Consider the following 12410-nt stretch of genomic DNA (forward strand, 5'->3'; position numbering starts at 1 on the left):
ACATTCCGGCCCGTACCGGCACCCCGGAGGGAGTGCGGGGAACCGCGCGACACGCCGCCACCGGCATCCGCGGTCGCCTCCGCGCCCCCAAGGCGGCCCGGCGGACCTAGTCCCGGTGGTTCTTCTTCGACGCGGGGTCCTTGGCCTGCTTGTCCACCGCGGCCTGACACCGTTTCAGCCACTCCTTCGGCTGGATGCGCCGGGCCATCAGCTCGTTGGACGCGGCCTCCAGGGCGGTGCCCATCTCGCCGTACCACTCGGTGTACAGGTAACGGAAGGTGTGGTCACCGGCCGCCTTGGACGCCTCGACCGTGGACTGGGTGCCCGGGCGCAGCCGGACGCCCGGGTCGACGCCGTCCTTGAGGATGGTGAGCGAGTTGGCCTGCTTGGCGAAGAGCGTCGACCACTCCTTGGAGAGCATGCGCCGCATGAACTCCTTGGCGGCCGGCAGGTTACCGGCCTTCGAGGGGATGACGAAGGGCTCGCCCGAGCCGGCCCGGATCGCCTCGAAGGGCAGGGCGCTGCCGGACAGCGGCGGCATGGGCAGGAACTTCATGTCGAAGTCCGGCGGCGTCTGCTTGAGCTGCTCGTTCTCCAGCCAGGAACCGCAGGTGATGAACGCGGCCTTGTACTGGTTCCAGCGGGTCTGCGACTCGGTGTGGGACAGGCCGTTCGTGCCGGGCATCAGATAGCCCTTCTCGACGACCTCGTAGACCGCCTCGGCGGCGGCCTGCGCGGCGTCGGAGCCGACGAACGCCTTGGGGTCCAGGTTGTCGATGGCCTTCATCGCGTCCAGACCGCCCTTCTTGGCGATCAGGTCCATGAGGGCGACGTTGATGTAGTACGGGTACTTGCCCTGGTGGGCCAGGCCGCCGATGCCCTGCGACTTGGCGTCCTTGCAGATGGCGAGGAAGTCGTCCCAGGTCTTCGGCGGCTGCCAGCCCTTCTCCTCGAAGAGCTTGCCGGAGTACCACAGGCCCCAGACCGTGTAGATGTAGTTCAGCGCGACGATCTTGCCCTCCTGCATGCCCGGGTCGAGCGTGCCGGGGATCAGGGTGTCGCGGACCTTGCGGGCCGGGTCGTCGACCGAGGGCGCGTCCAGGACCTCGGCGAGGTCGAGGAGCTGGCCGTTCTTGTAGAGGACGTCGATGTTGATCTTCTGGGCGCCCGAGTCGTCCACGATGTCCGGCGGGTTGCCCGCGTTGAAGCGCGGCTGGAGCTTGCCGGTGATCTCCTGGGTGCCGGTGTGGCTGGAGGTGATGCCGAGCTTCTTGCCGAAGTCGGCCTCCCACGCCCTGGCGTAGTCGTCGCCGTATCCGCCCTTGAAGACGACGACGTCGAGCTTGCTGCCCTTCTTGGCGCCGAAGGGGTTGCCCTTCGACGTCTTCCCCTCGGCGGTGCCGGCGCCGGTGTCGTCACCGCCGCCGCTGGCACACGCGGACAGGAAGCTCATCGCCGGGACACTGACCAGGCCGAGTGCGGCAGACCGCTTGATCAGCGCGCGACGGCCGACACCTGCGAAACCGTGGTCCCCCTCGGAAGTGGATCCCATGCTCAAGTCCTCGCCTTCTCCAGGACTCAGGCGGTGAACCGGAATCTGCCCGGCACCGCGGTCGGGTCGAACTGGGTGGTGCAGGAAGTGCGGGAAGTGCGGAGTACGTGTTCTGCCGGGAGTGCGATTCTGTACCGGGCGCCGACAGGTATAGTCCACTTCCCACCGGCGGAGCAAGATCGAACGCAAGGTTGGACATGGGTCTTTTCCGAGTTGAGACCTCGCGGAAATATGAGGCGCCGATGCGTGCCACGCCCGGAAAACCAGCGGCATAACGCCCTGAATGCCACAGCCAACACCCTTGACATTCCCGGCCACTTGACCACCTACTGGTTCCTGCGCCCCGTAACTGACAACGTTGTCCGGAGAGGGTGCAGGAGGGGAATTCCGTAGATGCAGCTCAGAACTCGGCACAGCCGGGGACCGGCGGCCGTCCTCACGGCCGCCTTTGTCATGGCCGTCGGCGCGCAGGGCGCGGCGGTCGCCCTCCCGGCCCGGGCCGCGGCGGCCGACCGGGAGTTCGCGTCCTCGTTCGAGGCGGGGGATCCGGCGCCGGACTGGCTGAACACCGTCGACACCGGGCCGGACGGCGGCGAGCGCGCCTCGGGCGTCGACGGCGGGTACAGCACCGGCATCCCGGGCAACGTGACCGACCACGTCACCGAGGTCCGGGCCAGCGGCGAGAACACGGGCGCCGGCGAGGTGAAGGAGAACCTCGCCGACGGCGAGCCCGGCACCAAGTGGCTGACCTTCGCGCCCACCGGCTGGGTGGAGTTCGACCTGGACAAGCCCAGCAGGATAACGACGTACGCCCTCACCTCGGCCAACGACTACGCCGAGCGGGACCCCGCGGACTGGACCCTGCGGGGCTCCACCGACGGCAAGGACTGGAAGACCGTCGACACCCGCTCGGGCGAGACGTTCTCCGAACGGTTCCTCACCAAGTCCTACGATCTCGCCGCACCGGCCGAGTACCGGCACTTCCGGCTGGAGGTGACGGGGAACCGCGGCGCCCCGGACCTCCTCCAGCTCGCCGACGTGCAGTTCTCCACCGGCGGCGGGGGCGGCCCGGTGCCGCAGGACATGCTGACCCTGACCGACCGGGGGCCGAGCGGCTCGCCGACCGCCAAGGCACGGGCCGGATTCACCGGAACGCGGGCCCTGCGCTACGCCGGACGGCACACGGCGGCCGGCCGGGCGTACTCGTACAACAAGGTCTTCGACGTGAACGTGCGGGTCGGCCGGGACACCCGGCTGTCGTACCGCGTCCTCCCCTCGATGGCCGACGGCGACCGCGACTACGACGCCACCTTCGTCTCCCTCGACCTGGCCTTCACCGACGGCACCTATCTGAGCGGCCTGGGCGCGCTGGACCAGCACGGCTTCCCGCTCACGCCGCGCGGACAGGGCGCGTCGAAGGCTTTGTACGTCAACCAGTGGAACAACGTGAGCGCGCGGATCGGCGCGGTGGCGGCGGGCAGGACGGTCGACCGGATCCTGGTGGCGTACGACTCCCCGGCCGGCCCGGCGAAGTTCCGCGGCTGGATCGACGACGTGTCCCTGAGACCGGTGGCACCGGAGCGGCCGAAGGCGCACCTGTCGGACTACGTCCTGACCACCCGCGGCACCAACTCCAGCGGCAGCTTCTCGCGCGGCAACGACTTCCCGGCGACGGCCCTGCCGCACGGCTTCAACTTCTGGACGCCGGTCACCAACGCGTCCTCACTGAGCTGGCTGTACGAGTACGCACGTGCGAACAACGCCGACAACCTGCCGACGATCCAGGCGTTCAGCGCGAGCCACGAGCCGAGCCCGTGGATGGGCGACCGGCAGACCTTCCAGCTCATGCCGTCGGCCGCGTCCGGCACGCCGGACACCGGGCGCGAGGCGCGGGCACTGCCCTTCCGGCACGAGAACGAGACCGCGCGGCCCTACTACTACGGCGTCCGGTTCGACAACGGCCTCAAGGCCGAGATGACCCCGACCGACCATGCGGCCGTCCTCCGCTTCACCTACCCCGGCGACGACGCGAGCGTGCTGTTCGACAACGTCACCGAGCAGGCCGGCCTGACGCTCGACAAGGAGCACGGCACCGTCACCGGCTACTCGGACGTGAAGTCGGGGCTGTCCACGGGCGCGACCCGGCTGTTCGTGTACGGCCGGTTCGACAGGCCGGTGACGGACGGCGGTTCGAGCGGGGTGAAGGGCTTCCTGCGCTTCGACGCGGGCGCCGACCGCACCGTCACCCTGCGGATCGCGACCTCGCTCATCAGCGTCGACCAGGCCGAGGACAACCTGCGCCAGGAGGTCCCGGACGGCGCGTCCTTCGACACGGTCAGGGCACACGCCCAGCGCGTCTGGGACAGGCTGCTCGGCCGGGTCGAGGTGAAGGGGCGCGACCCCGGACCAGCTGACCACGCTGTACTCCGGGCTGTACCGGCTCTACCTCTACCCCAACTCCGGCTTCGAGAAGGCCGACGGCAGAAATCGGTACGCCTCCCCGTTCTCCCCCATGCCCGGCCCGGACACCCCGACGCACACCGGCGCGAAGATCGTCGACGGCACGGTGTACGTCAACAACGGCTTCTGGGACACCTATCGCACCACCTGGCCCGCGTACTCGTTCCTGACACCCTCCCAGGCGGGCGAGATGGTCGACGGGTTCGTGCAGCAGTACAAGGACGGCGGCTGGACCTCCCGCTGGTCCTCCCCCGGCTATGCCGACCTGATGACCGGCACCTCCTCGGACGTGGCGTTCGCCGACGCCTACGTCAAGGGCGTGAAGTTCGACGCGAGAGCGGCCTACGACGCGGCCGTGAAGAACGCGACCGTCGTCCCGCCGATGCCGGGCGTGGGCCGCAAGGGCATGAGCACCTCGCCCTTCCTCGGCTACACCGGCACCGACACGCACGAGGGCCTGTCCTGGGCGATGGAGGGCTACGTCAACGACTACGGCATCGCGAAGATGGGCGAGGCCCTCTACCGGAAGACGGGTGAGAAACGCTACCGGGAGGAGTCGGAGTACTTCCTCGACCGGGCCCGGGACTACGTGAAGCTGTTCGACCCCGAGGCCGGCTTCTTCCAGGGCCGGGACGCCAAGGGCGACTGGCGGGTGGACTCCTCGCGGTACGACCCGCGCGTGTGGGGCTACGACTACACGGAGACCAACGGCTGGGGCTACGCCTTCACCGCCCCGCAGGACAGCCGGGGCCTGGCCAACCTCTACGGCGGCCGGGACGGACTCGCGGACAAGCTCGACACCTACTTCGCCACCCCCGAGACGGCCTCCCCCGACTACGTCGGCTCCTACGGCGGGGTCATCCACGAGATGACCGAGGCCCGGGACGTCCGCATGGGCATGTACGGCCACTCCAACCAGGTCGCGCACCACGTCCTGTACATGTACGACGCGGCCGGTCAGCCCTGGAAGACGCAGGCCCTCGTGCGCGAGGCGCTCTCCCGGCTCTACACCGGCAGCGAGATCGGACAGGGCTACCACGGCGACGAGGACAACGGCGAGCAGTCGGCCTGGTACCTCTTCTCCGCGCTCGGCTTCTACCCGCTGGTCATGGGCAGCGGCGAGTACTCCATCGGCTCCCCGCTGTTCAAGCAGGTCACCGTGCACCTGGAGAACGGCCGGGACCTCGTGGTCCGCGCACCCCACAACAGCGCCAGGAACGTCTACGTCCAGCGCGTCCTGTTCGACGGCCGCCCCTGGACGTCGACCTCGCTCCCCCACTCGTTGCTGTCCGAGGGCGGGGTGCTGGAGTTCGTCATGGGCGCCGAGCCCTCGACGTGGGGCACGGGGAAGGACGCGGCACCGGTCTCCGTCACCCGGGACGACAAGGTCCCGGCGCCCCGGTCGGACGTCCTGAGGGGCGAGGGGCCGCTCTTCGACGACACCTCGGCGACGAGCACGACGCTCACCTCGGCGGACCTGCCGGTGCCGGGCGCCGTGAAGCCGGTGCAGTACACGCTGACCTCGGCGGCGGACCACACCAGGGCGCCGACCGGCTGGACCCTCCAGGGCTCCACCGACGGCACGACCTGGCGGACCCTGGACCACCGCTCCGGTGAGACGTTCGGCTGGGACCGGCAGACCCGCGCCTTCACGATCGCCGCGCCCGGCACGTACACGAGATACCGCCTGGTCCTGGACGGCGAGTCCGTCCTGGCGGAGGTGGAGCTGCTGGCCTGACCGTCGGGCGCGTACGGCTGCCGGCCCGGCAGCCGTACGCGCCCCCGGACGGCGCGCCACGCGGAACGGGAGGGGTGCGGCCCGCCCCCGGGGGGACCGGGGGCGGGCCGTCTCGGTGTGCGGGCCTCAGCCCGTCGCGAGGGCGAACACGTGCAGGTCCCGGTCGCGCGGCAGCGTGACGCTCCGGATCGTTCTGCCCGCCGGGGCCCGGTACGGGCTGGTGGCGAACACGTACGTCGCCACCGGGTCCTTGTCCGCGCCCGCGACGTTGCGGTACGCGGTCCTGGCGACGACCTCGTTGCCGTACCGCACGGCGCCGCCCCCGCCGCCCACGGTCCAGTCGGTGAAGGACAGGTCGACGGTGCCGGTGGTGCCGTCGGTGTAGGTGACGGTGGCTTCGGAGCTCCGGTCTCCGTTGGCCGCGCTGCCGACGAAGGCCAGCCGCTCCGCGGGCGCCGGCAGCCGGACGGTCTGCCCGGCCGCGGAGGCGTTGTCGGGGCGGCCACCGGGTGAGTCGGGCCAGGTGAACCCCAGCCCGTCGACGGTGCCCCGGGCGCCCCCGGTGAGCCCGGCGGCGGCGAGCGCCTGGCGTGAGTAGCTCCAGCCGCCGCCGTCGAAGTCGGCCTCGTCGCGGTCACCGGAGTCGTCGGAGACGCCGGTGCCGTCGTAGGCGGCGAGGAGCGTGCCCGGGGCGGCCACGGTGAGGGACACCGGCTGCCGGTAGGAGGCGCCGCCCGAGGTCACCATGACCCTGACGTCGGCGAAGCCCTGCTCGGCGTTCCGGGCCGCCGTGAGCGTGATCTCCCGGGCACCGTCGGTGACCGTGCCCCGCGCGGGCGTGGCCGTGATCCCGGCCGGGGCCTCGACCCGGAAGCGCACCCGCGGGCCGGTGCCGCCGGTCAGGGACAGCGCGCGGACGCCGACCGTGGTGCTGTCGCCGGGCGCGAGAGTGGCTGCGGTGGGGCCGACACCGATCTGGTACGGCTGCTCGCCCTGCCGGAAGGACGGCGGCGGGCTGTCCACGCCCCAGGCGCGGTTCGGGGTGCGGCCCAGGGTGTAGTCGAGCCGGCCGCCGTCCCGGACGAAGGACGCGGGCAGCCAGGGGCGGTCACCGGGGCGGCCGTCGACCCGCAGGGACCTGACGTACGGTGCGTCGGCCGCCGCTCCCGGCGCGTGCACGGAGATGTCGTTGCCGTGCGGCCGGCTGATCTCGACGCGCTCGAACAGCGGTGAGGCGAGGACCAGTTCGGCCCTGGAGGGCACCTGCGGGTACATGCCGAGGGCCGAGAAGACGTACCAGGCCGACATCGCGCCCAGGTCGTCGTTGCCGGGGATGCCGCCGGGCCGGTCGGACCAGAGCCGCCGCATCGCCGCACGGACGGTCTCCTGCGTCCTGTAGGGGGCGCCCGCGTAGTCGTACAGGTAGGGGACGTTGATCGACGGCTCGTTGTCCAGCTCCGCCTTGGTGCCGCCACCGCCGGTGAACGCCCAGCCGCCGTCGGCGTCGTGGAAGAAGTCGTCCAGCCGGGCCAGGGCCCGGTCCCGGCCGCCGAGCGCGGCGAAGAGGCCCGCCGGGTCGTGCGGGACCATCCAGGTGTACTGGGCGGCCGTGCCCTCCACGAAGCCGCGTCCGGTGTCCGGGGTGAAGCCGGTCACCCAGCTTCCGTCGGCCCTGCGGTCGGCCATGTAGGCGCCGGAGGGGGCGGCGGCGATGTCGAGGCTGTTCTGCCACCACTGCGCGCGGCGGGCGAAGTCCGCCTCCGTGCGCCTCTCCCCCGCCGCCCGGGCGAGCTGGGAGACGGCGAAGTCCGCGGTGGACATCTCCAGGGTCTCCGCGGCCCCGCTCCAGGCGTTGGACACGCTGGGCATGTAGTGCAGCTTCAGGTACTTGTCGAGCGAGGGACGCTGGCCCACGGACAGCACGGGTCTGCCGGCCGCAGACAGGTCCTGCGGGGTGGCCACGGTCGCAGCCCTGACCAGCGAGCGCAGGGCGCCCTTCAGGTCGAACCCGGTCCCGCCGAAGGCGTGGATGCCGGCCAGCGCGGTCGGCGCGGGGTCGCCGTTCATGACGTGGGTGCCGCTCCCGCCGTGCAGCCAGCGGTCCCAGACACCGTGGTTCTGCCGGGCAAGGGTGTGGAGCGACCGGGCGATGTCGGAGCCGGTGTCCGGGTCGAGGAGGGTGAGGAGCTGGAGCTGGTCGCGGTAGACGTCCCAACCGGAGAAGGTGCCGTACTGGGCGTGCCGGCGGTGCCCGGACGGGTCCCGTCCGCCGGCGCCGCCGGGGCGGGCGCCGCCGACGGTGTGCACGCGGCCGTCGGCGCCGCGGTACCCGCCGTCGGTGTCGCTGATGACGTTGGGGTGCAGCGACGCGTGGTACAGCGCGGTGTAGAAGGTGGTGCGCTCGGCCTCCGTGCCGCCGCCGACCCGGACTGCGCCCAGCCGCTTCCGCCAGGCGCGCCGGGCCGCGTCGCGGACGGCGCCGAATGCGCGGCCCGGCGGATTCTCGGCGGCGAGGTTGGCCTCGGCCGCCGCCCCGCTGACGTAGGAGATGCCGACCTGGGCGTTCACCGGACCGTCGCCGGGCGCGAACTCCACGTATCCGCCGGCGCCCCTGCCCACGACGGGCCGGCCGCCGTGCGAGAAGCCGCCGGTGCCGCCGGACGCCTCCCGGGACCCGGGCCGGAGCGTGTCGTCGTGCCAGGTCCCGAGGGCCCGGAAGGCGCGGTCGAAGCGGGCGGTGAAGTGCAGGGTGTAGTAGGCGCGCCGGCCCTCGGGATCGAGATAGCCGCAGAAGTTCCCGGAGGTGACCGAGCCGGAGACGGTGCGGGCGTCCGGGTCGATCGAGACCGTCGAGTCCTCGGACCCCACCTCGGAGTCGGCGGTGCGCACGAGCAGGGAGGCGGGTGCGCCGGCCGGGAACGTGAAGCGGGCGGAGCCGGTGCGGGCGGTGGCGGTGAGGTCGGCGGTGACGCCGGAGGCCAGGGTGACCTTGTAGTGGCCGGGCTCGGCCGTCTCGTCGGCGTGGGTGAACCCGGACGCGTAGACGGCGTTCTTCGTGTCGCTCGCCGGGGAGGAGGTGACCTCGCCGGCGTACGGGAAGAACGGGATGTCGCCGCTGCCGCCGGCGCAGCCGGTGCCGGACATGTGGGTGAGGCCGAAGCCCCGGATACGGGTGGCGTCGTACTGGTAGCCGCCCGGGGCGGCCGTTCTCGTCGCGTCGCCGCGGGTGTTCTCCGGACTCCAGGAGAGCATGCCGAACGGCACGACGGCGCCCGGGAAGACGTCGCCGCCGTTGCCGGTGCCGATCAGCGGATCGACGTACGGCGTGGGGTCCTGGACGAGGCGGGGTGGCGCGGCGGGCGCCGCGACGGCGGGGGTTGCGGTGCCGGCGGTCGCCAGGAGCGCGGCCAGCAGCAGGGACGTGGGTCGTAAACGCATGACGCGGCCCTTCCTCCTTACGGACGGGTCGCGCACCACGGGTCGCACAAGCCGCAGGGACAGTAGCGTGGGTCACCGGTACCACGGAAGAGCGCCCGCGCCCCGGCAGGCACGCTCCCGCCCCACCCGGTCGGATCGGTCAAGTGGGTTGACATCGTTGTCGGTTACGGCGGTAGAGTCAGGTACGAACCTTTGATAACGATGTCGCGGCCACGTCGCGCACAAGCCACGCATTTCCCACCCCTCCGCGGGCAAGGACACACCCCGGCCCCGCCGGTCACCGTTTGAATGCCGGACGCCATGGGTGGATGCTGGACAACAGATGCCGGACACGGGTCACGGAACCCCGTTGAGACGGCATCCGGACCGTCCGACTCGTGGACGGGCCATAGCCAGACGGAAATCACCAGTGCTACAAATGCCGCATGTCGGACGCACCTGCCCGATTCAGGCGCCTCGCTTGGCGCACTGTGATCGGCAAAAGTCCCCGCAGCGTCGCCGGACAGGTCTTCCTGCTACAGGTGGCGCTGGTGGTACTGCTCGTGCTCTGCGCCGTCCTCGCCCTCGTCCTCCAGTCGCGGCGGGACACCACCACGGAGGCCAGGCGCCGGTCCGTCGCCGTCGCCGAGACCTTCGCCCACGCTCCGGGCCTGCAGCAGGCACTGGCACTCCCTGATCCGTCCGCGGTGCTCCAGCCGCTCACCGAGGCGGCGCGCAAGGCCGCCGGCGTCGACTTCATCGTGGTCATGGACACGCACGGCATCCGGTACACCCATCCGATGCCCAGCCGGATCGGCGAGCGCTTCGTGGGCAACATCGCGCCCTCCCTGGCCGGTAAGGTGTACACCGAGAGCGTCCACGGTCCGCTGGGCCACGAGGTGCAGGCCACCGCGCCCGTCGAGGACACCCGCGGCAAGGTGATCGCGCTCGTCTCCGCCGGGCTGAAGGTCAGGCACGTCACCAGCGAGCTGGACCGGCAGCTACCGATCATCCTGGGCGCCGGGGCCGGCGCGCTCGCGGTGTCGACCGGCGGTACGGCGCTCGTGGGCCGCAGGCTGCGGCGGCAGACCCACAGCCTGGCCCCGGACGAGATGACCCGCATGTACGAGCACCACGACACGGTCCTGCACTCGGTGCGCGAGGGCGTGCTCATCGTGGGCCCCGACGGCCGGCTGCTGCTCGTCAACGACGAGGCCAGACGCCTGCTGGAGCTGCCCGCGGACAGCGAGGGACGCACGGTGCGAGAACTGCCCGCCCTCGAACCCGCGACGGTGGAGCTGCTCGCCTCCGGACGCGAGGCCAGCGACGAGGTGCACTTCGCCAAGGGCCGTCTGCTCGCGGTCAACCAGCGGCCCACGGACCGGGCGGGAGGCCCCGGCGGAACCGTCGTGACGCTGCGCGACTCCACCGAGCTGCAGGCGGTGTCGGGCCGCGCCGAGGCCGCCAGGGAGCGGCTGGAGCTGCTGTACGACGCGGGGCTGTGCATCGGCAGCAGCCTGGACGTGGTCCGCACGGCCGACGAACTGACCCGGGTCGCCGTACCCCGCTTCGCCGACTTCGTCACCGTCGACCTGGCCGACGCCGTACTGCACGGGGACGAACCCGCTCCGGCCAGGGACATCATGCCGGCGGCGAGGGACATGCGGCGGGTCGCGGTGAGCGGCATCCGGGACGACCACCCGCTCTACGAGGAGGGCCGGCTGATCGACTTCCTGCCCTCCACCCCGCAGGCCCGCGGATACGGCGCCGGACGCTCCGAGCTGGTGACGGACCTGTCGGCGGCCGACGGCTGGCGGGCCCAGGACCCGGAGCGGACCCGGCAGATCCTGGACTACGGCATCCACTCCCTCATCGCCGCCCCGATCCAGGCGCGCGGTGTCGTGCTGGGCATGGCCAACTTCTGGCGTGCCAAACGGGAGGCCTTCGACGCGGAGGAGCTGTCCCTTGCGGACGAACTGGTGGCCCGCGCCGCGGTCAGCATCGACAACGCCCGCCGTTACACCCGGGAGCACGCCCTCGCGGTCACGCTCCAGCGCAGTCTGCTGCCGCGGGCCCTGCCCGAGCAGAGCGCGCTCGACGTCGCCTACCGCTATCTGCCGGCGCAGTCCGGGGTCAGCGGGGACTGGTTCGACGTGATCCCGCTGCCGGGCGGCCGGGTGGCGCTGGCCGTCGGCGACGTGGTCGGGCACGGTCTGCACGCCGCCGCGACGATGGGCCGGCTGCGGACCGCGGTGCACAACTTCTCCACGCTCGACCTGCCGCCCGACGAGCTGCTCCATCACGTGGACGACCTGGTCGGCCGCATCGACCAGGACGAGGCCGACGCGAACCGGACCGGGGAGATCGTCGGCGCCACCTGTCTGTACGCGATCTACGATCCCGTGACGCGGCACTGTGTCATGGCCCGGGCCGGGCATCTGGCGCCCGCGCTGGTCCACCCCGACGGCAGCGTCGTCTTCCCCGATCTGCCGGGTGGGCCGCCGCTGGGTCTGGGCGGCATGCCGTTCCGGACGGCCGAGCTGGAGCTGGCCGAGGGCAGCCAGCTCGTCCTGTACACCGACGGCCTGGTCGAGGACCGTGCGCGCGACCTGGACGAGGGGCTGGAGATGCTGCGCCGGGCGCTGGCCGGCCACCCCGAGCGGTCGCCGGAGGAGAGCTGCCGGGCGGTGCTGGAGGAGCTGCTGCCCGAGCGCCCCAAGGACGACGTGGCCCTGCTGGTCGCCCGCACCCGGGCGCTGCCGCCCGGGCAGGTCGCCGACTGGGACGTGCCGCGCGACCCGGCCGCCGTGTCGAGGATGCGCGGTGCCGTCTCCGACCGGCTGGAGGAGTGGGGGCTGTCGGAGCTGGGATTCGGGATGGAACTCGTGCTGAGCGAGTTGATCACCAACGCCATCCGGTACGGCTCCGATCCCGTGCATGTGCGGCTCATCCGCGACCGCACGCTGATCTGCGAGGTGGCCGACGGCAGCAGCACGTCGCCGCATCTGCGGTACGCCGCGACGACCGACGAGGGCGGCCGGGGCCTGTTCCTGGTCTCCCAGCTTGCCGAACGCTGGGGCACCCGCTACACCCCGCACGGCAAGGTGATCTGGGCCGAGCTGACACTCCCGGATTTGTCGGGGCTCCTCGACGACTGAGCGGGCGGGGGCGGGCACCCGGGGTACGGCGAGGGCCGCATTCCCGGTACCGGGAATGCGGCCCTGAACGGCTTCGCCGTACCGC

The 12410-nt window shown here is 71.8% G+C and carries 3 protein-coding genes and 1 pseudogene; 2 read left to right on the forward strand and 2 right to left on the reverse strand.

Translation table 11 applies throughout. From position 1 onward, the window contains the following. Positions 1 to 106 precede the first annotated feature (106 nt). Positions 107 to 1552, reverse strand: coding sequence for an N-acetylglucosamine/diacetylchitobiose ABC transporter substrate-binding protein (gene ngcE, locus D9753_RS07915; protein ID WP_121786360.1), 1446 nt, complete (start codon positions 1550 to 1552; stop codon positions 107 to 109). 453 nt (positions 1553 to 2005) lie between these two features. On the opposite strand from ngcE, the pseudogene D9753_RS07920 reads away from it, so the two are divergent. Beyond that, positions 2006 to 5750, forward strand: a pseudogene (locus tag D9753_RS07920) (GH92 family glycosyl hydrolase). Positions 5751 to 5876: 126 nt separating this feature from the next. On the opposite strand, the gene D9753_RS07925 reads toward D9753_RS07920, so the two are convergent. After that, the gene (locus D9753_RS07925) at positions 5877 to 9188 is read right to left on the reverse strand and encodes a GH92 family glycosyl hydrolase (protein WP_121786361.1); all 3312 of its coding nucleotides are present in this window, start codon (positions 9186 to 9188) and stop codon (positions 5877 to 5879) included. A gap of 425 nt (positions 9189 to 9613) precedes the next feature. Here D9753_RS07925 and D9753_RS07930 point away from each other — a divergent pair, with 425 nt between their 5' ends. Continuing rightward, entirely contained in the window at positions 9614 to 12325 is a 2712-nt protein-coding gene (locus D9753_RS07930; protein ID WP_163010649.1) for a SpoIIE family protein phosphatase, read from the forward strand. The last annotated feature ends 85 nt before the right edge of the window (positions 12326 to 12410 follow it).

The organism is Streptomyces dangxiongensis, from assembly GCF_003675325.1.
Classification (GTDB): Bacteria; Actinomycetota; Actinomycetes; order Streptomycetales; family Streptomycetaceae; genus Streptomyces; species Streptomyces dangxiongensis.